This window comes from Ahniella affigens (assembly GCF_003015185.1).
In the GTDB taxonomy this organism is placed as follows: Bacteria; Pseudomonadota; Gammaproteobacteria; order Xanthomonadales; family Ahniellaceae; genus Ahniella; species Ahniella affigens.
Genome location: NZ_CP027860.1, coordinates 5,423,152 through 5,447,228 on the forward strand (window position 1 = coordinate 5,423,152; position 24,077 = coordinate 5,447,228).

General features: G+C 62.0%; 19 protein-coding genes. 9 read left to right on the forward strand and 10 right to left on the reverse strand.

Features of this window, described 5'->3' with window-relative positions:
• Positions 1-17: 17 nt before the first annotated feature.
• Together C7S18_RS21020 and C7S18_RS21025 are read right to left on the reverse strand one after the other, a co-directional pair.
• Entirely contained in the window at positions 18-698 is a 681-nt protein-coding gene (locus tag C7S18_RS21020) for a YqiJ family protein (RefSeq protein WP_170113405.1), read from the reverse strand.
• Between the two features lie 255 nt (positions 699-953).
• Positions 954-1,754: a hypothetical protein gene (locus C7S18_RS21025; RefSeq protein WP_106893419.1), complete on the reverse strand. Its 801-nt coding sequence runs from the start codon at positions 1,752-1,754 to the stop codon at positions 954-956.
• On the opposite strand from C7S18_RS21025, the gene C7S18_RS21030 reads away from it, so the two are divergent.
• On the forward strand, positions 1,753-2,670 hold the full coding sequence (locus tag C7S18_RS21030) for a lysophospholipid acyltransferase family protein (RefSeq protein WP_106893420.1): 918 nt from the start codon (positions 1,753-1,755) through the stop codon (positions 2,668-2,670). The two genes, C7S18_RS21025 and C7S18_RS21030, sit on opposite strands and share 2 nt — an antisense overlap.
• Before the next feature lie 84 nt (positions 2,671-2,754).
• Here C7S18_RS21030 and rsgA read toward each other — a convergent pair whose 3' ends face one another.
• Entirely contained in the window at positions 2,755-3,828 is a 1,074-nt protein-coding gene (gene rsgA / locus C7S18_RS21035) for a ribosome small subunit-dependent GTPase A (RefSeq protein WP_425481083.1), read from the reverse strand.
• Between the two features lie 131 nt (positions 3,829-3,959).
• Between rsgA and C7S18_RS21040 the strand changes: the two genes are divergently transcribed.
• The 3 genes from C7S18_RS21040 (at position 3,960) to C7S18_RS21050 (ending at position 6,600) form a co-directional block, all read left to right on the forward strand.
• Positions 3,960-4,358: a DUF4345 domain-containing protein gene (locus C7S18_RS21040; protein ID WP_106893421.1), complete on the forward strand. Its 399-nt coding sequence runs from the start codon at positions 3,960-3,962 to the stop codon at positions 4,356-4,358.
• Between the two features lie 4 nt (positions 4,359-4,362).
• Entirely contained in the window at positions 4,363-5,886 is a 1,524-nt protein-coding gene (locus tag C7S18_RS21045) for a hybrid sensor histidine kinase/response regulator (protein WP_106893422.1), read from the forward strand.
• A gap of 150 nt (positions 5,887-6,036) precedes the next feature.
• Complete coding sequence (locus C7S18_RS21050) at positions 6,037-6,600, forward strand: glycine zipper 2TM domain-containing protein (RefSeq protein ID WP_276309416.1); 564 nt, start codon at positions 6,037-6,039, stop codon at positions 6,598-6,600.
• 176 nt (positions 6,601-6,776) lie between these two features.
• Here the strand turns inward: C7S18_RS21050 and C7S18_RS21055 are convergent, their stop codons facing one another.
• The 6 genes from C7S18_RS21055 to tsaD form a co-directional block, all read right to left on the reverse strand.
• Positions 6,777-9,335 (reverse strand): DNA topoisomerase I, encoded by a 2,559-nt coding sequence (locus C7S18_RS21055; RefSeq protein WP_106893423.1) that lies wholly within the window; start codon positions 9,333-9,335, stop codon positions 6,777-6,779.
• Positions 9,336-9,779: 444 nt separating this feature from the next.
• Positions 9,780-11,762 carry a CHAT domain-containing protein gene (locus C7S18_RS21060; protein WP_170113406.1) on the reverse strand — a complete coding sequence of 661 codons (1,983 nt, stop codon included), beginning with the start codon at positions 11,760-11,762 and terminating at the stop codon, positions 9,780-9,782.
• 7 nt (positions 11,763-11,769) lie between these two features.
• Positions 11,770-13,182, reverse strand: a complete 1,413-nt coding sequence (locus C7S18_RS21065) for a hypothetical protein (protein WP_106893425.1) — start codon at positions 13,180-13,182, stop codon at positions 11,770-11,772.
• Between the two features lie 230 nt (positions 13,183-13,412).
• Positions 13,413-13,904 (reverse strand): 2-amino-4-hydroxy-6-hydroxymethyldihydropteridine diphosphokinase, encoded by a 492-nt coding sequence (gene folK, locus C7S18_RS21070; protein WP_106893426.1) that lies wholly within the window; start codon positions 13,902-13,904, stop codon positions 13,413-13,415.
• Positions 13,901-14,260 (reverse strand): dihydroneopterin aldolase, encoded by a 360-nt coding sequence (gene folB, locus C7S18_RS21075; protein WP_106893427.1) that lies wholly within the window; start codon positions 14,258-14,260, stop codon positions 13,901-13,903. The genes folK and folB overlap by 4 nt, the downstream gene beginning before the upstream one ends.
• Positions 14,261-15,274: a tRNA (adenosine(37)-N6)-threonylcarbamoyltransferase complex transferase subunit TsaD gene (gene tsaD, locus C7S18_RS21080; RefSeq protein WP_106893428.1), complete on the reverse strand. Its 1,014-nt coding sequence runs from the start codon at positions 15,272-15,274 to the stop codon at positions 14,261-14,263.
• A gap of 153 nt (positions 15,275-15,427) precedes the next feature.
• Here tsaD and C7S18_RS21085 point away from each other — a divergent pair, with 153 nt between their 5' ends.
• The 4 genes from C7S18_RS21085 (at position 15,428) to C7S18_RS21100 (ending at position 19,506) form a co-directional block, all read left to right on the forward strand.
• Entirely contained in the window at positions 15,428-15,652 is a 225-nt protein-coding gene (locus C7S18_RS21085) for a hypothetical protein (RefSeq protein ID WP_106893429.1), read from the forward strand.
• Between the two features lie 200 nt (positions 15,653-15,852).
• On the forward strand, positions 15,853-17,490 hold the full coding sequence (locus C7S18_RS21090) for a serine hydrolase (protein WP_170113407.1): 1,638 nt from the start codon (positions 15,853-15,855) through the stop codon (positions 17,488-17,490).
• On the forward strand, positions 17,490-18,728 hold the full coding sequence (locus C7S18_RS21095; protein WP_106893431.1) for a sensor histidine kinase: 1,239 nt from the start codon (positions 17,490-17,492) through the stop codon (positions 18,726-18,728). The genes C7S18_RS21090 and C7S18_RS21095 overlap by 1 nt, the downstream gene beginning before the upstream one ends.
• A gap of 7 nt (positions 18,729-18,735) precedes the next feature.
• Positions 18,736-19,506 (forward strand): LytR/AlgR family response regulator transcription factor, encoded by a 771-nt coding sequence (locus C7S18_RS21100; protein WP_106893432.1) that lies wholly within the window; start codon positions 18,736-18,738, stop codon positions 19,504-19,506.
• Positions 19,507-19,804: 298 nt separating this feature from the next.
• On the opposite strand, the gene C7S18_RS21105 is transcribed toward C7S18_RS21100, so the two are convergent.
• On the reverse strand, positions 19,805-22,165 hold the full coding sequence (locus tag C7S18_RS21105; protein WP_106893433.1) for a Tex family protein: 2,361 nt from the start codon (positions 22,163-22,165) through the stop codon (positions 19,805-19,807).
• 384 nt (positions 22,166-22,549) lie between these two features.
• Here C7S18_RS21105 and C7S18_RS21110 point away from each other — a divergent pair, with 384 nt between their 5' ends.
• Positions 22,550-24,031 (forward strand): ArnT family glycosyltransferase, encoded by a 1,482-nt coding sequence (locus C7S18_RS21110; RefSeq protein WP_106893434.1) that lies wholly within the window; start codon positions 22,550-22,552, stop codon positions 24,029-24,031.
• Positions 24,032-24,077: the final 46 nt, after the last annotated feature.

Sequence of the window (24,077 nt, forward strand, 5' to 3'; positions counted from 1 at the left end):
TGCGGCCTCGCGTTCAATCAGGGATCGTGTTCAATCAGCTTGGGGTCGAAGCGCTCGGCGCGGAATACTGTGCCGAGCATGGCGACGACCACGACTTGCTCGCCCTGGCGGAACACCTCGCCGGGCTGATTCGGTTCGACCATGAAGTACTGGGTCGTGCGGAATTCATCGCGCAGTTTGGCTTGCGCGGGCGAGCCTTGACGGGCTTCGCCGATGACAATCGTGGCCAAGCGGCCAAGCAAGTGGTGGCGCTTGATGACTTGTGATTCGTCACGCGGCAGCAGGCGGCCGATGAAACCGGCCAGTCGGCTGCCGATCGGCAGACTGAGTGGCAGCGCCGCACCGGCCGCGATCCAGCCGGGCAGAAAGCCATCCAGCAGACTGCGCGCGCCGATCTGCAAACCGAGCCCGACCATGCCAAACGACATCAAGTAGACCGTGATGATCACGAGCGTCGGCACCTTGCCGAAATGCAGCCAGCCGAGCAGTTTGTCGAATACGGAGCCAGCGCCGTCGACATCGACGTCAATATGGCCATCGACATGGACATCGAACCCATCCGGCAGCAAACCGTCCAGCCAATGACCAAAGCTATGACCCAGCAGGATGGCGAGCACTTCGATGGCCGCGAGTGCCACCACCACGCCGAGCGCGATCACGAAGATCAGATTTTCGGGGGCAGTAAACAGATTCGGCACGATCAGCTCCGGAACCAGGCATGGCAGGTCGGGTCAGACATCATGAACATGGCCAAGGCCTGCGCTCCCATTGAAAATTCACTGTAGTTGCGCGCACCCGACAGGGTCAAGTTCGGACGGGCAATTCGCGCACTACGCATGGCTGCTACACATCACCCGGGCACGATTGATCCGGGCTTATCGACTCCATACGTAATCTGCGGGAAAACGTGGTCAGACCCCCACTCGCCCGATCGCATTCGCCGCGGAGGCGCGTCACGCGTCCGTCGATTGCGCATCCACCAGCTGAAGTCCGTGCGCCGCCAGAACCGCCTGATACTGACGGCGCTCCTGGGCCGTGCCGGCATCTTTGACGGGGTCCGTTGATACCACACCGTGCCGATACAGATAACGATGCCCGGAGGCGGATCGAACGGTTTCTTCAGCATTCGGGCTCAGCAGCGCACACTCGAGCAACTGCCACAGCGGTTCCAGATCGGCCTGGTTGTACTGCATCGCGCACAACGCCAACAGGTCGTTCCGCGTCATGAAGCGGACATGCTCGGTCTCGATCGAGAAGCTCTGGTTCAAGAACAGCGCCAGGCGGGCGCTGGCCAGCGCCTGCTCTTCCCACTCGGTTTCCATGTGCTGCGTCAAGCGCTCGCGCGCCTCTGCTGGCGCCATCAGCACGAACGGCAGCACCAGGAATGGGCTGCCAATCAGGCGCGGGTCGGGCTCCAGCTCCGGTTTGGCCATTCGGCCGGCGCTGGCGCCGAACGCCATCAGACTGGGCGCCTGCCGTGCCTTGGGTTCCTGGCCATAGAGCTCGGCAAGCGCGGCATGAACCGGAAAACCAGGGCGAAGTATCTGAGCCTGATCGTAGAGTGCGGCCGCAATCGCCAAGCCGCAGGCGTCCACGCCTGGTAGCAGCCTGAGCAAGTCTCCGCTGATGACATCAACCAGCGCCGAGGCCGATTCCAAGGGCAGCCCCAGGTGCACCGGGTTGCCCTCAGGTTTCACTTCTATCGCCAAAATGCCCGCAATCGGATTCAGGGTGCGGCTAGCATGGTCGGTCATGACGAAAATCTTCAGTGGAATCCGACATCTTAGCCTCAAGGACTGGCTGATCGGCAATACCCGGGCGGGCGTCGAGTACGTCCTGGTCCCGGGGCTGATTGCGCTGCTGCCATTCCGTTTGGGCGTGCGCCTGGGGTGGTGGCTGACCCGATTCAAGCTGCTCTATCGGGGGGGCGTGCATCAGGCGGCCGACCAGGCGCAGAACTTCGGGTTCGCCGCTGATCGGCAGGATTTTGAGCATCGTTGCCGGTTTCACCGGCTGATGGACTTGACCGACCTCTACTGGTCCAAGACGCGCAGCGACCGCCATATCGACCGGAACTTCGATCAAACTGGCGACTGGCCGGCCGACGGCCCGGTGATGGCGGTGACGTTTCATTGGGGTGGCGGGCATTGGGGTATTCGCAGCCTGCATCGCACCGGTCGGCCGATTGTGTGCCTGGCCGGCCCCTTGGACCCCGAGCATGTCGGACATCTGAGCGTGCTGTATCGCTACGCCTGCTGGCGCACGCGCGAGGTCGAAAAACATAGCGGCCGGCCGCTGTTCAAGCGTTATCGAGGCATTGCGGTGCGCGATCTTCGCGACAAGGCAAAGTCCGGAGACAGCATTTTGTCGTTGATCGATGTGCCACCGGGCGAAGTCGGTGGTGCGCGCCCGGTCACCTTGCTCGGACGCGACGCCAAACTGCCCAATGGCTTGGTCAAGATGGCCGAATTGTTGAAACTGCCGATCGTGTTTTACGCGGCGCGGATCAACCCATTGACGGCCCGAGTGGAGTTTCGGATCGGCGCGCCGCTCGACCCGACAGACCGCGATGCCGTGCTGCAGGAAGCGGCGCGCTGGCTCGACGAGATGATTCAGCGTGACCCGGCGGCCTGGATGTTGTGGGCACAGGCGCCCGGGTTTTTTCGGTAGCGTCAGTTTGCCTCGTGCGGAAGGTCGACATTTCGACGCGACGCCCGGCGGCATCCGATGCCAATCGGCAACGTTACCGAAGACTCACCGCCGCCCGTACTTCTCCACCAGGCGCTTGCCGAAGGATTTGTTCACGACCTTTTCCTGCGCTTTGCGGTCGGCAGCCCGTGCCTTGCTATCGGTGAGTTCCTGGCTCAACTTCCGGTAGTTCGCCAACCGTTCCGAGTCCAGTTGACCCGATTCCAGCGCGGCGCGAATCGCACAGCCGGGCTCGCGGGCATGCTGGCAATCGCGGAACCGACATTGGAGTGCCAGTGCTTCGATGTCTTCGAAGCTCTGCTCAATCGCCTCCTCGTCTTCCGCCTGCAACTTCAATTCGCGCATGCCGGGTGTGTCGATCAGGCAAGCGCCATTGCTGAGGCTGAGCAACGACCGGTGCGTGGTCGTGTGCCGACCGCGCGAGTCGTGCTCGCGCACATCCTGGGTGGCCTGGCGTTCCTCGCCGAGCAGCAGGTTGCTGAGCGTCGATTTGCCAGCGCCGGACGAGCCGACCAGGCAGATCGTTTCGCCGGGTTGCAGCGCCGACAGCAACAACGTCCGGCTGTCTTCGGACTTCAGATTCAGCGCCAGAACGGGTGCCTGCGCCCCAAAGCGGGAACGGGCGTCGTCCACCAGCGCGGCCGCTTCCGGATTGCGGTCCAGCTTGCTGAAGACGATCAACGGACGGGCACCAGAACTCGCAACCAGCGTCAGATAGCGCTCGATCCGCTTGAGATTGAAATCGCCATCCAGGCCACAGACGATCAGCACGCAGTCCAGATTGACCGCAATGATCTGGGTCGCGTCATGATCGCCGGCGGCGCCTCGGCGCAACACCGTGCGACGCGGCACGATCTCGCGGATCAGTGCGGCCTCCTTCCCCCGGCCCTCGACGAACACCCAGTCGCCGACATGGGGTCGGTGGCTGCCATCCACCCCCGGCTTCCGCAGCGACGCTGGGGTCCGCGCCCGGTGCACACAGACGCCGTCGTGGATCTCGAACTGATCGCGATGCTGGGCAATCACGCGCGCCAGGATCGCAGCCTCGAAAGGCGGGTCGGGAAGCGGCTCGGTTCGGGGCCAGCCAATAGCGGTCAAAGTGGATTGCATTGGCAACATTGTATTCACAGACGCCCTGTCGACGACAGTTGTCCGACAATTGCCGTTCAGCCGGCTGTGACGGACGGAATGCTCGATGACCGTCTGGCGCAAAAGCCCATTACCATCGCTGCAACGCACGAGACCCTGGCATGCGCACCCTGACTCTGATTGTTCTGCTGCTTTCGGCCTTGTCCTTCATCGGATTTGGGCTGGTGCTCACCGCGCATCCGATCGAAATCCTGGCCATGACGGACGTCCATGTCAGTGGTCCGATCGCGGACACCGAAATCCGGGCGTTTTACGGTGGTCTGGAACTGGCCCTGGGCGGATTGATTCTGGCCTGGACGGTGGCGCCGAGCCGACGCCGCGATGCGCTGCTGCTGACTGCGGTGAGTTACGGCGGTATCGGCCTCACCCGCCTTGGGTCCATGTTGGTGACCGGCGATCAGAGTTCGTTCCTGATGTTCGCAGTGGCCACCGAGCTTGGCTTTTTGATCATAGCCACCCTGCTGTACCGACACACGCCAGCGAGCCAATCAGGCCGTTAAGACCATGGACCGTTTGGCCCTGCGCCTGTTTGACCCCAGTGTTCAGCACATTCGACCCGTGCGTGACGCTGTGGTCGCAGGTGTGGTGGTCTTCCTGATCTCGTGCCTCGGCATTGCGCTGGTCTTTCACCGCGCGATGCAGTCGAACTTCGAGGCCGTTCGCTGGGAGCTGTTGCAACTTGCCCGTACCGCCGCCACGACGGTCGATCCGGTGCTGCACGAGCAACTCCAGCAGACGGAACAGACCCGGTCGGCGACACACCTGCAGGCGCTGGCACCTCTGGTGCGCTTTCATCAGGCCGCCCGCAATGTGATCTATCTGTACACCGCACGCGAGCGAAACGGCCAAATTCAGTTTGTGCTTGGCACCGACACGTTGTTCCGGGTTGCGGGCGACGATTTGCCGGCCGACCCGATTGGCACCCCTTACACCGGGAACGATCGTTTCTTTCGCGAGGCTTTTGCGACCCACCAGGAAGTCGTCGGCACCGAAATCGTGCATGAACGCGTCCGCAGCTACATCAGCGCCTATGTGCCACTGGTCGACGCCAATCAGCGTTTTTACGGCGTGCTGGGCATCGACATGGTCAGCACGGATTTCGAACAGCGCATGGCTGGGATCCGTGTTGCTGCCGGCTACAGCGTCCTCGTGGTCAGTCTGCTCGCGGCGCTGAGTGCCTATTTGATCTACTGGTTTCGCAGCGGCCAAGCCAAAGCCCGGAACCGCGAAATGGTGCAGGCTGAGGCCATGCGCCTCGCGCTCAGCAAGGCGCAGGAATACGCCGTGCTCGCCGAGCAGCATGCCACCGAGGCCGAGCGGGCCAATATGGCCAAGAGTGAGTTTCTGGCGATGATGAGCCACGAGTTGCGCACGCCGATGCACGGCGTGCTCGCGACCACGAGCCTCCTTCAGGAAAAGCACGCGAATCCGACCGATCAGCGCCTCCTGGGTCTGATCGAGCGCTCTGGCAACAGTCTGCTTCGGATCATCAACGAACTGCTCGATCTGGCCCAGATGGAAGCGGGCATGACGCGTTTTCAGATCGAACCGATCAACCCGGCGTGCCTGTTGTCGGATGTCATGGAATTGAGCCGCTTCGGTGCCGAGAACAAGGGGCTGGAACTGGTCGTCCACGTCGCCGATGACCTCCCGCAACCGTTCTACAGTGATGGCGGGCGATTTCGCCAGGTACTACTGAACCTGATCGGCAACGCGATCAAATTCACTGAGCGTGGCCAAGTCAGTGTGACCCTGGTCGCCGAGGGCGCTTCCGGTGTGCGGCTGTCGGTTCGTGATACGGGAATCGGCATTCCGGTCCACGCATTTGAGCGCCTGTTTCAGACGTTCTCGCAGGTCGATGGCTCGTCGCGACGCCGGTTCGGCGGCACTGGCCTGGGCCTTGCCATCTGCAAGCGTCTGGTCACGCTTGCGCACGGCGACATCGGTTTTGACAGCGCCGAAGGTGAGGGCAGCCTGTTCTGGTTCACTTGGTTTGCCGAGCCGGCGCCACCAAACGAGCAACCCTAGCCGCTCGTTACCTCCGCGTGCACGGCACTAGATTCCGTGCAACGAGAATCCTGAATGTTCAGGTGGGGTTGCGATCCAGTTAAGAAGCAATTCAGCCGTTTTGACCCAGGATGGTCAGCACGTACCCCGCGCCGTCCCTGGAGGAACATCATGCGCACCCTGATCAAGATGCTGAGTCTTTCTGCTGCTTTGGCCGTTTCGCAGGCGGGCTTTGCGTACCAAGATTCGTCGGTCGAGTACGACTACGCCGACGTGCTCTCGGTGGATCCGATCGTGGAAACGGTCAGCGAGCCGGTCGAGCGCCAGGTTTGTCGCCGCGAGCCGGTGCAAACCTATCAGCCACAATACGCGTACCAGGATCGTCGTCACCGTGACCCGACCGGCGCGACGGTACTCGGCGCCATCATCGGCGGCGCGTTGGGCAACACCGTAGGCCGCGGCGATGGCCGTCGCGCTGCGACGATTGCCGGTGCCGTGATTGGCGGCGCAATTGGGCATGACAATGCCCGTCGCGGTCGTTACGTTGAAACCGGTGGCAGCTATCGCACGCACTACGAAGATGTGTGCTCCGTTCAAACCGACTATCAGGAAGAAGAGCGTGTCGTTGGTTACGACGTGACTTACCGCTACAACGGTCGGGTCTATCACACCCAGACCGACCACCACCCCGGCGACCAGATCCGCGTTGAAGTGGCCGTATCGCCTGCGTTCTAACGCCGAGCCGGTTCCCAATCATGCAAAATGCCCGCGCGAGCGGGCATTTTGTTTTGGCGCGGCGCCTAAGTGCTGTAGTGGTTTGAGTGGTGGTCGAAGAATGCGTCGTGATGTCGCAAGTAGGCCACTCCCACTCGCGTGGGAGCGGGAGTCGGCTCCCGCCCCGCGAGCGCGGGTCAGAACGGCGCTGTATCGAGCTCTGCCGCGCGTTTCTTGCTCGCCGATGCTTTCGCTGCAGGTTTCTTCGCAGCGACCTTCTTTGCCGCAGGTTTTTTCGCGGCCGCTTTCTTGGCTGGGGCTTTCTTCGCTACGGGTTTCTTTGCCGCAGCCTTCTTGACCGCGGCTTTCTTGACCGCAGCCTCAGCAGGCGCTGCCTTCTTCGCGGGCGCTCGCTTGGCGGCCGCTTTCTTGGCGGCGCCGCGCTTCGCACCCGGCTTCAGCCGAACCGGCTTACCCTTCTCGGCCAGAATCGTTTCGCAGTCTGCCGCCGTCAAAGACGCCGGTTCGCGATCCTTCGGCACGTTGGCATTCTTGCTGCCATCGGTGATGTAGGGACCAAAGCGACCATTCAGCACCTGAATCCGGCCGTCATCGAAGCTGTTGATGATCCGATTCGCGGCCGCCTGTTCCTTTTCAGCAATAACGGCCAGGGCGCGATCAAATTCGATCGTATAAGGATCGTCGGGTGGCTTGATCGACGCATAGGTCGAGCCATGCTTGACGAAGGGTCCAAAGCGGCCAATCGCCGCCGACACTTCCGCGCCATCCGGCGCCACACCGAGCACGCGCGGCAGCTTGAACAGCTCCAGCGCATCCGGCAGCGAAATGGTGTGCAGGCTCTGCCCCGGGCGAAGCGACGCGTACTTCGGCTTTTCGTCGCCTTCTTCCTTCGAGCCGATCTGGGCAAAGGCGCCATAGCGCCCGAGTCGCACGCTGACCGACTTGCCGGTGACGGGGTCTTTGCCCAGGACGCGGTTGGACTTGGCGTCGTCGAACGTCACCGAGTCCATTTTGTCGGCGACGAGGGACTTGAACGGCACCCAGAAGCGTTCCATCAAGGGCACCCATTCCTCCTCGCCGCGGCTGACCGCATCGAGTTCATCCTCCAGGCGCGCCGTGAAGTCGTAATCCACGTACTGCGGAAAGTGGTTCGACAGGAACTTGGCGACCACGCGGCCCACATCGGTCGGGCGGAAGCGGCGGTTGTCGAGCAGCACGTACTCGCGATTCAGCAGCACCTGAATGATGCTTGCGTAGGTGGACGGACGCCCGATGCCGTATTCCTCCAGCGCCTTGACCAGCGAGGCTTCGGAAAACCGTGGTGGCGGCTCGGTGAAGTGCTGATCGGCAATGACTTCGGCAAGTGCAATGACCTGCCCTTCCTTCATTGCCGGCAAACGGCGCCCTTCTTCGTCGTCTTCATCGGACTTCTGGTCGCGGCCTTCTTCATAGACGGCGAGAAATCCAGGCTCAATGACCGTGGTACCGGTGGCGCGGAAACTGTGCGTTTTACCAGCGGCCAGATCGACCGAAATGGTCTCCAGCTGCGCGGGCGCCATCTGGCACGCAATCGTGCGCTTCCAGATCAACTCATAAAGACGCAGCTGATCGGGATTCAGGTAGGCCGCCACCGATTCTGGTGTCCGCATCGCCGATGTCGGCCGAATGGCCTCATGGGCTTCCTGCGCGTTCTTCTGCTTGGTTTTGTAGAAGTTTGGGCCATCGGGCAGCGCCTGCTTGCCAAAGCGCTTCGCGATCAATTCGCGGAGTTCGCTGATGGCATCGGCGGACAAATGGACCGAGTCGGTACGCATATAGGTGATCAGACCGACCAGGCCTTCCGGACCAAGCGGCACACCTTCATACAGACCCTGCGCAATGCGCATCGTCCGCGTCGTGCCAAAGCCCAGCTTGCGCGCGGCCTCCTGCTGCAGCGTGGACGTGATGAACGGCGGTGCCGCACGACGCTGCCGCTGCTTGCGGGTGACCTCGCTGACGACCAGTTTGCCACCGGCGTCCGCCAGAATCTGGTTTCGCGTGGCCTCTGCGCTCGTCTGATCGCGGAAGCTGAACTGCTCGACCTTCTCGTTCGCAAACCGGGTCAGCTTGGCCGAGAAGGGTTGATTCGGGTAGGCGCAATCGGCGGCCAGGGTCCAGTACTCCTGCCGGACAAAGCGCTCGATTTCCTCTTCACGCTCGACAATCATCCGAAGCGCCGGCGATTGCACGCGTCCGGCGGACAAGCCGGTTTGCACCTTGCGCCACAGCACCGGCGACAGATTGAACCCGACGAGATAGTCGAGCGCGCGGCGCGCTTGCTGGGCATTGACCAAATCGCCATCGACCTTGCGCGGGTGACTAATGGCTTCCTTGATCGCTTTCGGCGTGATTTCGGAAAACACCACGCGGTGGACCGATTTGTCCTTCAGCAAGCCCTTGTTCCGCAAGATCTCGCTGATGTGCCAGCTGATGGCCTCGCCCTCGCGGTCCAAGTCGGTCGCCAGATACAGGGCGTCGGCCTTACTCGCGGCTTTGACAATGGCGTCGACATGCCGCTCATTCCGTTCGATGAGCTCATAGCGCATCGCGAAGTCGCGGTCGGTGTCGACCCCATCTTTTTTTGGCAAGTCGCGGACATGGCCGTAGGAGGCCAGGACACTGAAGTCCTTGCCCAGGTACTTGTTAATGGTCTTCGCCTTGGCAGGCGATTCCACAATCAGCAGATTCTTGGCCATGTTCCATCTATCGGACCGTCTTGGCGGCCCAGTATTTAGGTATTGAATACGAGAAAACGTGCATTAGACCGGAAAACCGGCGATGAACTGACCGGTCTCCCCTTTTTCCAGTGAAGTGCCTTTGGCATGGAGCTGTCAAGACTTGGTTTCGGGGTCGAGCCTTGGATGTGCGCTGATGTCAGGGGCGTAACTTCAACAAAAACAACAGCTAAGAACACTACAGTCAACTACAAAAGTGGCCCGTGCCGGGGTTGGCCAGTCTTCGATCCATGCCCGATTCGCCCCCCGAGACGATCACCACCCCAGGGCTCGGCCGGCCGGATGGCCGTTCCAATCGGCCAAATCCAGGTCATTGGCACCCACGCGACGAGAGGCGTGGGCGCGCCACGCCACCCTGTTCCCCGGGACCGTACGCGAACCATGCCCTCGGCGATCCAGGCAGTTTCAACTCTTCTTCTTGGCGATCTTGGTCGGCGCGCCCGTGCGACGCGGCTTGACTGATTTGGCCATCGGCTCGGCATCCCGGCTGTCCCGCTTCTCCTGTGAGCCGTCGAGCGTACGGTGCGCCAATGACAAGAGCGGGACAGTGACAATGTCCCGATAGGGCGGGGCATTGAGGCGGTACAAATGCTGGAGCAGCACCGTTCGGTTGTCGCCGCCCCACTCCTCCCGCTGCGCTATCTGCTGACACAAGTCCGTGATCTCTTCCGCCGACACGGGCACCTCGGTCGTCGGCAGGCTCGCCTGCTTCAACAACAGCAATTCCAGGCGTTCCGTTAATGCCCAGAACAGGTTCTGGCCTGACAGCAAATTGAGCTGTTGCGCCGTGCTGGCGTCTCGCGCCATCCAGAGCTTGTCGGCGGGGGCGCCCAGCGTGGCAGGACGGTCGTCACCCAGGGCAGTCAGGCTCAGCTGTTCCCGCAGTGCGGCCGTCAACACCCAACTGGCGCCCGGTTCGAACTGATAGCTCCGCAGGTAGGCATCGCGGGCCAGGCGCGCGTAGGTGCGACAGAGCGGTGAACTCGTTGCGCCGATCGCCACGCCCAGACGGCGATAGGTGCCGGCGCAAATGCGCTCAATCGCTGCCTGTTTGCCAGTATCGTCGCCGATCCGGCGCCTGAGGCCTTGGATTTCCTGCTCGACCTGAGCCGCCAGGAGCCGCGCTCGCTCTTCGCGCGATTCCTGCGTCGCCTCCGTTCGCACTGACATCCGCCGAGCCAGCGCCGCCAGCCGAAAATCCAGTCGCCGCAGTTCCGCACTCAGATTGACGTCGTCATGATCGTCTGCCAACGAGACATAGCACACGATGCTGGCCCAGTCGTGCGTGTGGGCCAGGCGCACCGCGAGTTGCCGGCGCAGGTCGACAAAGGCCGCGCGCGGATCGCGGGCGGCGAGCAAGTACTCGTAGAGCACGCTGGCCATGACCACCGAACCCTGAAACGTCAGCGGGAATTGGGAGCCCACGACGAGCGGAATGCCCGCTTCGTGCAGCGCATGCAGAATGCTGTCGCCAGTCGGATTCAGGGGCACCGGCACGGGGCTGCCGCTGTCGCATACCGCCAACGTGACGACGACCGGTCGTTGCAAGCGGTCGCCGCCGTTTTGCACAGGTCTGAGCGCCCGCGCGAGATTGCGACCAGTCACCTGCTCGACGCCACCGCGACCGTCGGGCAATTGCACGGTCAAGTGCGCTTCCTGCCGCTGGTCGAGCCGCCCGCCATGCGCGAGCAGATGGACATGCGTATACGCGGCGCTGGCACACGCATCATGCAACTCGCCAAGTGTCGGATTGGCCAGAATGGTGAGCATTTCCGGAATGTCGTCGTCACGATGGGCAACCCAGGGATCAATCGCTTCCCGGAGCGCCTGCACGTGGGCTTCATAGGGGACGGGTGCGCCGGGCAGATCGGCAAACACAAACAGAATGCGCGGCCGAAACGGCGCCCGGTAGCGCGCACCCGCAGCGCGCCTTGATTCGCGCGTCAGACAGATGGGGGCACTCGACTGCAGCAGCGCATGTTGCCCGGGTCCTGGAAAGCCCGGTGGCGAAATCGCCAACTCGAAAGGCAGTAGGGCCAGTTCACTGGCCGACAGCACGAGCCTTGCATGGATGAAATTGCCGGCGGCCTGCCCGAGCGCATTGAGCAAGCCCGGAATCTCGCCGAGCCAATTGCCGAGCATCTCACCGAGCGAGCGGAGTTCATGCGCGCGACGATCTTCAAGGTGCCTCCGCACAGCTTCGTCGGCCTGTTGATTGCCGATGTAGCGCAACGCCTGCAGGGAGGCCAGAACATCGCGATGCTCCTTCGGAAAGTGCAGGGTCGTCGCCTCGTGGTTGTCGCAGACCGCGAGATACGGCACCAACGGCGACAACAATTGATTGTGTGAAGGGCCTTGCCGCAATAGTTCGAGATTGATCGTTTTCATGAGCGCCTCACAGAATCCGTGTGCTGACTGGTTTGTCCTCGCCAAAGCGCCACAGGGCGCCATGGCAGCGACCATCGGGCTCCTTGGCCAAGCGCGCATAGGACTGCCGAATCAACAGTCGCTTTTTCTTGACCAAGTCCGCGAGAGAACCGCTCTTGGTGTCCTCCAACCAGGACTTGAATGCCGGCAGGTCCTTGCGCAGGGCTGGATCGAGCCGCATCAGATAGGCCCAGGTGCCGGTGTTGAAATGGTGACCCGTCGGAATGATCAGTGAGCGATCAAAATGCGTGTGGCCGCTGACCAGAAAATCGGTGTGCTGGGCAAAGCGATCTTGAGCGCGCTCGTTGTCGGCGTCGGCGACGTCGAAACGGAAACTCTGATCCTGATCGAGCGATTCCAGGGCTTCCTGCAGGACCCGTTCCTCGCCCTGACCGGTCAGTTTGGCGCCGATCGCCGACCAGAAACCGAGCGTGCCCGATTGCTCGGTGAGGTCATACGCGCTCACGCCTTCTGCCAGGCGCAGCTCGGCGCGGTCAAGCAGTTCGGCAGACAGACGCTTTTGCTCCGCCAGTCGCAACGCGCGCGGCTCGATGGCGCCCCCTTCCTGAGACCCCTCGCCCGAATCACCCGAGAGCAGCCCAAACGACGTACCGACCTTGCGGGCATAGGCCGCCGCCATGCTGCCCAAATGCTTCAGCACCGACCGGTCCACCGCAGCAAGCAACTTCACAGCGCCCTCTTTCTCGGGCTTCAAAACGTCTACAAATGGATGCCGCGCTTTGATCGTGTTCATGGCGTCAATGACCAGTTGCGTGCCCGCATTCGGCACCCAGCGCGTGGGGTCGGCACCGCGTTCAAACACGCCAACATTGATGCCCTGGCGAATGCGGCGAAGGACTTCAAAATCGACGACATTCCAATCGTCCACCTCATTGCCATGCACACACAGCACGCGTCGATATCCCACACGCAGGCTGAGCCCCGTGCCATCGGCGATGAAGCGGATGCGACTCTGAGCAGCCGGATCGGCACCCGCCAATCGGTGCACAAGCGCCGCCTGGACTGCATCCAGACAGAGTTCCAGATCATGGTTGCCGAGATTGATCAGCAGAAAACGCTCGGGGGTCTGCACCAAAGCCGCCATGGCATCGAACGACGCCTTGAAGCTTGCGTCCGCCATGATCCGGTGCAACTTGTCGAGCGCACCGTGCGCATCGAAGTAGCGGGCGTTTGGCTCGGCCAGAAAGTCAATGAAATCGCCGTTGATGACCAGCGCCGCCGACAGGGCCGCATCGAGCCGCACCTGATCAATGAAGGCTGGGAAGCTCTGACTTCCTGAAAAAATCTGAAAGCCGGCAGCGCCACCGATATGAAGATCAGAGACGACATAGACCACATCAAACGAATCGCGCGCAACCATGTTCCACCCCAAGTGCCGGCAACGTAAGCCACTATACGGAAGACCCGCCGTCACCACAAATGCAGTGACGCCCAAGCACGATCGCGAGCTTGCCGTGGCTCCCGACTTGCGTCGGCAAGACAACCTTGGCGAGGCGCCGCAACCTTCGGCCGTTTTTCAGCCTGCTGCATGCAGTGTGGTCGATGACTGTCGCAACGGCTGCGACTTTCCGGCGGGATGAAACGAGCGGGTCAAACCAGCGCGTAGTGTCCTGCTGGATAAAAGGCGCCAGCTTCTGGATGTTGCTGCCACAGCGCGCGAAGGCTGAGGCCTTGTCCAGGCACCACAAAGTCCGGCGCCAAGTCGGTCAACGGCTTCAACACAAACGCATGCTTCAGCTCGGGGCGAGGAATCTGCAGGTTGCCGGGGCCTTTGAGCATGGCGTCGCCGAAGAACACGATATCAATGTCGATCGTGCGGCTGGAAAACCGCGGCACGTCGCGTTTGCGGCCCAGCGCGTCTTCCAGTTCGTGCAGCCAGCGATCGAGCCGGTAAACATCCCAATCTGTGTCGAGCCACGCACCCGCATTCAAGAATGCCGGGCCGTCAAACCCGACTGCGGCCGTTTCGTACACCGGCGAAAACCGAACCGGTCCGAATGTGTCGCGTAACGCCGTCGCGGCCGCTTGCAAATGCCGATATGGCTCCTGGTTCGAGCCCAGGCTCAACAGCACCTCGGTCATGTCGGCTTCTGGCCGCGCTCAATCTGCACGCCCACACCGCGCGCGCCACGCACGGCGCCGGGCTTGGTCAGTCTGAGCTTGACCCAGCGCACGCCAAACTCCTGCAGCACGATCTCGGCGCAACGTTCGGCCAACGTTTCGACCAGGCCGAACTGGCTATCGCCAATGTACTGTGCGAGGCGCTTGCTGACGGCTTTGTAGTCGAGCGTATCGCCGATCTGGTCGGTTGCCGCCGGAATGCGATTGTCGAACGCCATTTCCAGATCGAGCACAACGGGCTGTTTGGCCCGTCGCTCCCAATCGTAGATGCCGATCAAGGCTAGAACTTCGAGTCCGTCGACAAACACAATATCCATCTACACCCGCTCCAAATCTGCCAATGGCCAACGCGGCACCACATTCAGGGTGCCATGGTCTGTGTGCCCGGCGGCCAATCGCAGGGCCCCGGCAAACGCAATCATGGCGCCGTTGTCGGTACAGAACTCGTGACGCGGGAACGCAACCTGAAAGCGATGCCTGCGACCCAAGTCTGCGAGCAGCGCGCGCAGCGCCTGATTGGCGCCCACGCCGCCCGCCACAATCAAGGTGCGCGCGCCGGTTTGCTGTAGCGCGCGCTCACACTTGATCGCAATGGTTTCGGTCACGGCTTCCTCAAACCCGAGCGCGAGATCGGCTTTGGTCTGCTCGCTCTGATCCGACTTCTGCCAAGCCAGCAGTACCTGGGTTTTCAGACCCGAGAAGCTGAAATCAAGGCCGGGTCGGTCGCACATCGGCCGGGCAAACCGAAACCGACCGGCTCGACCCGATGCCGCCAACCGCGCCAGATGCGGTCCGCCCGGATACGGCAGGCCGAGCATCTTCGCGGTCTTGTCGAACGCTTCGCCGGCCGCATCGTCCAGAGTGTCACCCAATAGCTCGTAGGCGCCAATGGCCTGCACATCAATCAGCTGCGTATGCCCACCCGACACCAGTAACGCGACAAAGGGCGGCTTGGGCGCATTTGCTTCAAGAAGTGGCGCGAGTAAATGGCCTTCCATGTGATGCACGCCGATCGACGGAATCTCAAGTGCCCAGGCCAGGGCCCGAGCTAGCGCTGCGCCGACGAGCAACGCGCCCGCCAATCCCGGTCCGGCCGTATAGGCGACGCCATCGAGATCGCCAACGCGGAGCCCGGCGGCCGCCAAGGTCTCGCGAACCAGTGGCACGATCTTGACCACATGCTCGCGCGACGCAATTTCGGGCACGACACCGCCGTAGGCCTGATGCAGGTCAATCTGCGTAAACAGGCGATGTGCGAGCAGGCCGCGCTCGTGGTCATAAACCGCAAGCCCGGTTTCATCGCAGGAGGTTTCAATACCAAGGACACGCATCTGTGTGGAATCGAATCACGGGCAGCCAAGCGAATCGGGCGTCCGCCAAAAGCGACGACCGTCACCAGCAATGGGGGGCCATTGCCGACATTCAAGGAAACAGCCTAGCATCTTAGCCTTGTTGATTCTGCACGTCCCAAAGGAACGAGCTCGATGCCATTGGTATTCCTGATTCTGCTCGGTATTGCCGCGTATGCCCTGTACCGGGTGTATCAGCCCGTCAGCAAAGGTAGCGAGAGCGAGCTGTTGCGGCTCTGCCTCGGTGACGACGCCCTGGCAAACCGATTGATCCGGCGCGAATTGGAGTTGAGCCCCGAGATCGGGCGGGCCGAAGCGGTGCGACGGGCCGTGATCGCGTGCCAACGCGATCGTCGTTGATGACGAGGCGGGCCCTCAATAGCAGCAACTCCGGCTCGGGGACGTCCGCGCGGGCAAAAACGAGCGGGGCGCTTGGCAGTAGCCAGCCAGAATCCGGGGGTTCGTCAGCAGAAACCCGGGTTTCGTCGCAAACCCCAGCAGGTGAGGGGCGCGATCCGCATCATCGCCACCATCACAATGGAATGATGGAGACTCTGACCATGCGCCCGATCCTGCTGACCTTCGCCCTCGCCGCCATGGCGTTGGTGACCTTTGCCGCCGATGCCGAGCCACTCTCGATCGACGCGATCCTGAGCGCCCGCTTCGACGGCGACCGCAGTGGTGCGTGCGTGCTGGCCGCGCAGATCGACGGTGATCGCGTCGAGACGGGCAAAGTCTGCGCGGATCCCGAGCGCGCGCGGAACTGGAATGCCGACACGAGCTTCGAGATTGGCTCGATCAGCAAAACCTTCAATGGCCTGATGCTCGCGCAGGCGGTGGCCGCGGGCACCATCAGCCTGGATGACCCCATCGCCAAGCATCTGCCCAAGCGCACCAACGTACCAACGTTTGATGGCCAGCCCATCCGGATTCGGCACTTACTGACCCATACCGCCGGGCTGCCCTCTTTGCCGCTTCGATTTGCGCCGAAAAAGCCGGACAACCCGTATGCCGATTTGAGTGACGCGGTGCTGATCGGCTCACTCGCGGATCTGAAACTGAGTGCGGCGCCGGGCACCAACTGGGCCTATTCGAACTGGGGCGCGATGTTGCTGTCCCATATCCTGGCGCACCACGCCAAGACTGACTATCCGACGGCAATGCAGAAGACCTTGTTCGAGCCGATCGGGATGACCTCGGCAAGCCTTGGCGGCAAACGAAAAGGGGTCAAGTTGGCGGACGGTCACCTGAGCTCCGGTGCGCCGACGGCACATTGGGACTTTCCGGACACGATGGGCGGCGTCGGGGCAGTGCGCGCGTCCTTGCATGACTTGATCGCGTATGCAAAGGCCGAGCTGCATCCTGATTCGGTGCCGGCATTGAGCGCCGCGCTCACAGAGTCGCAGGAACTGCTCAGCACGTCTGCGCCGCAAATGGCGTGGGGTTGGATCGTACGCGACACGGACGGTGGGCGTCGGTACGCGCATGAAGGCGGCACGGGCGGCTTCTCCAGTTTGCTGATGTTCGAGCCCAAGCGGGGCCGCGCCACGATCGTATTGAGTGATGCGGCGCTGACCGACGTCGGTGGTCTCGGCCAGGTCGCTATGGCGATCGATCAAGGCACGACCGAGGGTTTGGCGCCGCGCCGGGAGATCGCCGCCGATGCCGAACTACTCAAGGCGCTGACCGGCGATTGGCTGATCAGCGGTGCGCTACCCGCCAAGCTGTGGGTCAACGATGGGAACCTCGTGTTGCAGGCGCAGGGGCAATCGGCGTTCGAGTTGGGCCATGACAGTGCCGGTGCCTTCTTCGTGCGACCCGTGGATGCGGTCCTTGTGCCGGTGAAGGCCGAAGACGGTACGTATTCGCTGCGCTTGCATCAGGGTGGTGGCGTCGTGCCGGTCACACGTGTGAAGGCTCCGGAACAAGTTGTCACGTTGGACGCGGCCGCGCTCGCGGCTTATGTCGGCAAGTACCCGTTGGCACCAAACTTTGTGTTGTCAGTATTCGTCGACCAGGGCCAGCTGATGGCGCAGGCCACCGGCCAAGGCGCCTTCGCGCTGACGCCAGAAGGCCAGGATGTGTTCACCGCGCGCGCGTTCGGCATCGAGATTCAGTTCAACCGGGCAGTCGATGGCAGCGTCAAAAGCCTGAATCTGAAACAGGGCGGCGCGAACACGCCGGCGGAGAAGCAGTAATGCACGTGCCAGGGCTCGATCCCGAACCACCAACCCTGATTGACCTGGAGCAGCCGTTGCCGGGGGAGCGCATCCGCGGCGATACGCCACGCTTCTTCGAGTACCACCGCTACCCGGCCTTCAGCAAACATTGGCTCAAGGGGCGCACCATCATTTTTGGAATCATTCTGCTCGGCTTTACGCTCATGGCGTTTGCTGGCAACCAGATGATCCTCAAAGACCTCGCACTGTCGGTCAAGCTCGCGTTGTTGTTCTTCTTCGGGTTCCTGTCGTTCTCCATGCTTGGTCCCGCGCTCGCGACGGCAATCCGGTATCGGCGTTGGTCGCTGAGGAGCGAACGGGCACTGGTGTTGACGGCGTTGCTCTTTGGTTTGGTGATGTCGGGCTTGATCGACACGCAGATTTCCGGGCACATCCAGCAGGAAACCGAACACAAGCTTCGAGCTGCGGGCATCATTGACAGTAAGCCGGTCGAGGCAATCAAGAAGCAGGAAAAGACCCCGTTGGTGATGGCGCTGAAGCTGCTGAGCGCCGCGATGATCTATGGCCTGTTCGGTGGCGGCATCGCGGTGTTCACTTACTGGGGCGAACCGCGCCGGCGGAAGGCACATGCCGAAGCTGAGGTGATGCGGGCCAACAAGGCCGAGAGTGAGCAGCGTTTAAGCTTGCTGCAATCGCAGGTTGAACCGCACTTCCTGTTCAACACGCTGGCCGCCGTGCGGGCCTCGTTGCGAACGCAACCTGCGGATGCCGAGGCGATGTTGGATGCCCTGATCGACTACTTGCGTGCGACGATCCCAAAGATCAGAAGTCAGGGCCAACACGACAGTACCTTGGGTGATCAACTCGATCTGGTGGGCCACTATCTGCGCCTGATGCAGCTCCGAATGGGGCATCGTTTGAGTGTGCAGATTGCGGCCGACGCGACGCTTCGACAGCGGGCGTTTCCGCCCCTGCTGTTGCTGAGTCTCGTTGAAAACGCCATCAAGCATGGTCTCGAGCCAAAGCCCGGACCGGTCAGTGTTCGCGTTGTGGCGAGTGAAACGGCAACATCGCTGGTTATTGAAGTGATCGACGATGGCGTGGGGCTGGGGGCCACTGCAATGGGCTCGGGCGTCGGTCTGCAAAACCTGCGCGAGCACCTGAAGGCGCGTTTTGGTGATCGCGCTGGATTCGAACTCGTGTCATCTGCCAGTGGTGGTACGGTAGCGCGCATGCACCTGCCCCGGGAGTCTTGAACCCGCAATGCCGCCAACCACTGACGACCAGGAGCTGCGTGCGCTGCTGGTGGAAGACGAGGCGCCGCAACGCCAAGCGCTCATGAGCCTGCTCGCGGCGCAATGGCCCACGCTGTCGATCACCGTGTGTGAGGACGGCATCGCCGCGCTGGAGGCCATTGCCACGGGCAGTTTTCATATCGCGTTTCTCGACATCCGCCTGCCGGGTGCGGACGGTCTGCGGGTTGCGCGCGCGTTGCCAGCTTCGACCCAGATCGTGTTCACCACGGCGTATGATCAGCATGCGATTGCCGCCTTCGAAGCCGGTGCACTCGACTATCTGTTGAAGCCCATTACGGAAGATCGCCTCGCCCGAACGGTGCTGCGGATTCGCGAGCGCCTGGCGCAAGTCCCGCCCCCGATGGTCAACGGTATCGATGCGTTGCAGGCGCTGAGGCAGCGCGATGCGAAAGCGCCGCTCCGATGGATCAGCGCCAGCGTTGGCGATTCAGTTCGGTTGATTGGCATCGACGAAGTGTTTGGGTTTCAGGCCAAGGACAAATACACGCGTGTGCTGACTCACGGTGGTGAGGCAATCATCCGACTGTCACTCCGGGAGTTGTTGGATCAATTGGACCCGGACGCGTTCTGGCAGGTCCATCGCAGCCTGATTGTCCGCGTGGCCGCGATTGACCGCGCTCAGAAAGACGAGCTCGGTAATTGGCGACTACGCCTGCGCGGTCTTGATGAGTGGTTTCCGGTGAGTCAGGCGTTTGCCGGCAAGTTTCGCGGGATGTAGGAGACTGGTCGCCCAGCGTGCGCGTCGCGACGTTTTGGGAGTGGTTTCAGCCGCGAACTGATCTTGCGGCTAGATTGATTCGGGCCTGAAGGCCCTCCTACAAACTGGCGAACGGATCTTGCGGCAAGCTTGGTTCGAATGCGTGGTTTTTGTGGGAGCGGCTTCAGCCGCGAACAATCTTGCGGCTAGATTGATTCGGGCCTGAAGGCCCTCCGACAACCAGAGAACCAATCCGACACAAGCGCCGGGCAGCGCGAATTCGGTGCGCTGCCCAGCGATCACCCGCGGCGATGTCGCCTTACTGCCGCTTCGCCCGCGCAAACGCATCGGCAAGCGCATTGCCCGCGGCAGGCTTCTGACCCATCGCACCGGGCTTCGGACCAAACTCGCGTTGCTTCGGTACGCCGCGCGTGTCGTCGCGTTTCGGGCCGGCCTTGGCGTCTCCGATCGGATCATCAAGACGCATCGTCAACGCGACGCGCTTGCGGAGCAGATCCACCTCAATGACCTTCACCTTGACGATATCGCCCGTCTTCACCACTTCGCGCGGATCCTTGACGAACTTGCTGGACAACGCCGATACATGCACGAGGCCGTCCTGATGGACACCGATATCGACAAACGCGCCAAACGCCGCGACATTGCTGATACGACCTTCGAGCACCATGCCGGGCTTCAGATGGCTGAGCTCATGCACGCCCTCGGCAAATGTTGGCGTGACGAATTCCGGGCGCGGGTCACGACCGGGCTTTTCGAGTTCGCGGATGATGTCCTTGACGGTCGGCAAGCCAAATTTTTCGTCGGTGAACTCGGCTGGGTTCAGCTTCTTCAGACTGCTGCCATCGCCGATCAGCACGCGAATGTCGCGTCCGGACTTGGCCAGAATGCGCTCCACGACCGGATACGATTCCGGATGTACACCAGACGCGTCCAGCGGGTTGTCGCCATTAGCGATCCGCAAGAAGCCCGCAGCTTGTTCGAATGCCTTGTCGCCAAGGCGTGGCACCTTCGTCAGGTCAGCGCGGGTCTTGAACGCGCCGTACTGATCGCGAAATTTGACGACGTTTTCGGCAACGCCAGCGCTAAGTCCGGACACGCGAGTCAGGAGCGCGGCCGAGGCGGTATTCAGATCGACACCCACGGCATTCACGCAGTCTTCGACCACGGCATCCAGCGAGCGCGCGAGCTTCACCTGATTAACGTCATGCTGATACTGACCAACACCGATCGCCTTGGGGTCGATCTTGACGAGCTCGGCGAGCGGGTCCTGCAGACGACGGGCAATCGACACCGCGCCGCGAAGCGAGACGTCCATTTCCGGAAACTCCTTCGCCGCCAGTTCAGACGCCGAATACACGGACGCACCGGCTTCGCTGACCACCACCTTTGCCAGCTTCAGCTCCGGATGCTTCTTCATCAGTTCGCTGACCAACTGCTCAGTCTCGCGACTCGCTGTGCCGTTGCCAATGGCGATCAACTGGACGCCGAGCTGTTTGCAGCCGGCCGCCAGTTGCGAGATCGATTCATCCCAGCGATTCATCGGCGCATGTGGATAGATGACCCCCGTCGTCAACACTTTGCCGGTGTGATCGACCGCGGCGATCTTCACGCCGGTCCGAAGTCCCGGATCGAGGCCAAGCACGACCTTGTGCCCAGCCGGCGCCGCCATCAGCAGGTCTTTCAGATTCGCGGCAAATACGCGGATTGCTTCTTCCTCGGCGGCTTCGCGCAGTTTCCCGAACGAATCGAGCGTCAAATGCACATGCAGTTTGACGCGCCAGGTCATGCGCGCGCAGTCGAGCAGAAACACATCGCCCGGTCGGCCACGGTCGGCGAGTTTCAGATGCGCACCGACGCGGCCTTCAGCGGATTTGTGGCCGGCGGCGGCAATCTCCTCGAACGGCGTCTCGCTCGCGGCATTGCGCGACAGCGCCGCAGCAACCGGCAACAGCTCCAGGTCGAGAATGCCTTCGTTGCGTCCGCGCATCATCGCGAGCACGCGGTGCGACGGCGCCGCCTGAATCGGCTCGACATGATCAAAGTAGTCGCGGTATTTGGCACCTTCGGTCTGCTTGCCATCGAGCACCTTGGCGCGCAGCTGCCCGGTCTCCCACAGCCAGTCGCGCAGGCTGCCGACCAGACTCGGGTCTTCCGACCAGCGTTCCATCAGAATATGGCGGGCCCCTTCGAGTGCGGCCTTGACGTCGGCCACGCCCTTTTCGGCGTCGACAAAGCCCAGCGCGAAGTCGGCTGGCACCAGGCTCGGATCGTTGAACAGGCCGTCGGCCAGCGGTTCCAGCCCGGCTTCGCGCGCAATTTGCGCCTTGGTGCGTCGCTTGGGCTTGTACGGCAAGTACAAGTCCTCCAGGCGCGCCTTGCTGTCGGCCGCGAGGATGTCGCCACGCAGCGCGTCGGTCAGTTTCCCTTGCGACTCGATGCTTTCCAGAATGCTGCGGCGACGGTCTTCGAGTTCGCGCAAGTATCCGAGGCGCTCCTCGAGGGTGCGCAGCTGGGTGTCGTCCAACCCTTCGGTCACTTCCTTTCGATAACGCGCGATAAACGGCACCGTTGCGCCGGAATCGAGCAATTGGATGGCTGCAGAGACTTGCAGTGGGCGGGCGCCGATCTCTTCGGCAATGCGATGTTCAATGGACAGCATGGGGGACAAATCGTAGACCAATCAGACCCGGCAGGAATACCGAACATCGAATGGTAATCACCCCGGGCGCTTGCATTCAAAGGGCCGGATGTGGTTGCCCCGGGCTCAGGCCCCGAACCGCGCTGCCCGCAGTTCCTGAAAACGAATGCGAATGGTTCGAATTTGCTAAAGAAAAGAATGACTTCCGAATGCAATTGCTTAACGTTCCGGCCGCTACCGTTTGCCCACCCGCTACATTGGACCAATCGGCGCAGGCAGCAACTTGGGTGACCGCCCGAGCGTTGCAGCCCATGATTGGGATCGTCCGGTGCGGCTGACTCACGCCAGAACCACCACTACAAGCGTCTCGAAGCACGCAAGCATTCGGGACCAACAAGAGCACGCATGGAAGACGTCACCACCGCAGCACCTACCAAGGCGCCCCAATTCGTCCTGCTCCATTCCTGGAAATGGCTGGCGCTGATCCTCTTGGTCCTGGGCTTTGCCTTTCAGGGCAGCCGCGGCTTGTGGGAGCCGGACGAAGGCCGGTACACCGAAGTCGGCATGCAGATGCTGAAACGTGGCGACTTCATCACGCCGCATCGCCATCACCATCGAATCCACCCCACCAAACCGCCGATGACGTACTGGGCGATTGCCGCGAGTGTTGCGATGTTTGGCAAGTCCGAGTGGGCGGTCCGGCTGCCCTATGCGCTGGCCTTCGTCGCGACCGGGCTGCTGCTGTTCGCCGCGGGGCGCAAGCTGATGCCGGCGTATCCCGCATTGCCCGCGCTGATCTACGCCACGATGTTTCTACCGATGCTGGCCACCAACTTGGTGACCACCGATGTGTTTCTGACGCTCTTTGTCACGGCGGGCGCCATCGCCTACCTGGTGCTCGGCCACACACGTCTGGGCGTGCGCCTGATGTGGTTGGGTTTCGGGCTCGCCTTTCTCACCAAGGGGCCACCTGCGCTGCTGCCACTCGCCGGTTTACTGATTGCCCATCGCTGGTCTGGAAGGCCGGTCCGTGCCTTGATTGATGCCTGGGGTCTGATTGTGTTCTTGGTGGTCGCGTTCACGTGGTATGGACTCGTGGTGTGGCGCAATCCCGGCCTGCTGTCGTATTTCATCCACGATGAAGTGGTCGCGCGAACGATCAGTGACAAGCACGGGCGCTCACCGCAATGGTGGGGCGGTTTTTACGTGTATGGGCTGACCCTGCTGATCGGAACCTTGCCGTTTGGATTGAGTCTGATTCACCGCTGGCGCGAGTCACCGCTCACGCGTGTTGGCCGCCAGAACCTGCTGAGCGAGGACAAGCTGCTCTGGTGCTGGCTGCTCGTGCCGCTCGTGGTCTTCATGCTGGCCCGCTCGCGTCTGCCGCTCTACCTGCTGCCCCTGTTCCCGGCCATTGCGCTGCTGATCGCTCGCAACTGGCAGCGCCAGAACCTGGCGCTGCCGCTACGCATGGTGGTGCTGACCCTTTTTGCATCGAGCCTGCTGGCGCTGAAAGGCTATGCCGGCTACATGCCCAGTCACCAGGACATGCGCTCGTTGTCCGCAGAGATCGCCAGGAAAGTGCCCTTTGCGCCGCACGAACTGGCGTTCGTCAACACCAAGCCAAAATATGGCCTGGCCTATTACCTGGACATCGACGCCGAGTGGCTCGATATCGGGGGCAATCCGAGTGGCGAGTACGATGACAGCCTGGCGTCTGAGTTGTATCAGAACGAAGGTCCGCGGCTTTACTTGCTCCGGCCAGAAAAAGTTGATGCATTCCTCGCCAAGGCCGCCGAGCTCGACCAGGAGGTTGCCGACTTCGGGGCCACCCATGGTTATCGCTTGTTTGGTTTGAAGAACACCGTCGATCAACGCCTGAATTGAACGCGGCGAACGCCTCGGCAGGCAGGTGCATTCCAACCGACCGGGG

Bases quoted from the DNA above. Each gene is read 5' to 3' on its own strand.
- C7S18_RS21030 (WP_106893420.1), top strand. From the start codon at position 1,753: ATGACGAAAATCTTCAGTGGAATCCGACATCTTAGCCTCAAGGACTGG.
- C7S18_RS21025 (WP_106893419.1), bottom strand. From the start codon at position 1,754: ATGACCGACCATGCTAGCCGCACCCTGAATCCGATTGCGGGCATTTTG.
- rsgA (WP_425481083.1), bottom strand. From the start codon at position 3,828: ATGTTGCCAATGCAATCCACTTTGACCGCTATTGGCTGGCCCCGAACC.
- C7S18_RS21040 (WP_106893421.1), top strand. From the start codon at position 3,960: ATGCGCACCCTGACTCTGATTGTTCTGCTGCTTTCGGCCTTGTCCTTC.
- C7S18_RS21045 (WP_106893422.1), top strand. From the start codon at position 4,363: ATGGACCGTTTGGCCCTGCGCCTGTTTGACCCCAGTGTTCAGCACATT.
- C7S18_RS21050 (WP_276309416.1), top strand. From the start codon at position 6,037: ATGCGCACCCTGATCAAGATGCTGAGTCTTTCTGCTGCTTTGGCCGTT.
- C7S18_RS21055 (WP_106893423.1), bottom strand. From the start codon at position 9,335: ATGGCCAAGAATCTGCTGATTGTGGAATCGCCTGCCAAGGCGAAGACC.
- C7S18_RS21060 (WP_170113406.1), bottom strand. From the start codon at position 11,762: ATGAAAACGATCAATCTCGAACTATTGCGGCAAGGCCCTTCACACAAT.
- C7S18_RS21065 (WP_106893425.1), bottom strand. From the start codon at position 13,182: ATGGTTGCGCGCGATTCGTTTGATGTGGTCTATGTCGTCTCTGATCTT.
- folK (WP_106893426.1), bottom strand. From the start codon at position 13,904: ATGACCGAGGTGCTGTTGAGCCTGGGCTCGAACCAGGAGCCATATCGG.
- folB (WP_106893427.1), bottom strand. From the start codon at position 14,260: ATGGATATTGTGTTTGTCGACGGACTCGAAGTTCTAGCCTTGATCGGC.
- tsaD (WP_106893428.1), bottom strand. From the start codon at position 15,274: ATGCGTGTCCTTGGTATTGAAACCTCCTGCGATGAAACCGGGCTTGCG.
- C7S18_RS21085 (WP_106893429.1), top strand. From the start codon at position 15,428: ATGCCATTGGTATTCCTGATTCTGCTCGGTATTGCCGCGTATGCCCTG.
- C7S18_RS21090 (WP_170113407.1), top strand. From the start codon at position 15,853: ATGCGCCCGATCCTGCTGACCTTCGCCCTCGCCGCCATGGCGTTGGTG.
- C7S18_RS21095 (WP_106893431.1), top strand. From the start codon at position 17,490: ATGCACGTGCCAGGGCTCGATCCCGAACCACCAACCCTGATTGACCTG.
- C7S18_RS21100 (WP_106893432.1), top strand. From the start codon at position 18,736: ATGCCGCCAACCACTGACGACCAGGAGCTGCGTGCGCTGCTGGTGGAA.
- C7S18_RS21105 (WP_106893433.1), bottom strand. From the start codon at position 22,165: ATGCTGTCCATTGAACATCGCATTGCCGAAGAGATCGGCGCCCGCCCA.
- C7S18_RS21110 (WP_106893434.1), top strand. From the start codon at position 22,550: ATGGAAGACGTCACCACCGCAGCACCTACCAAGGCGCCCCAATTCGTC.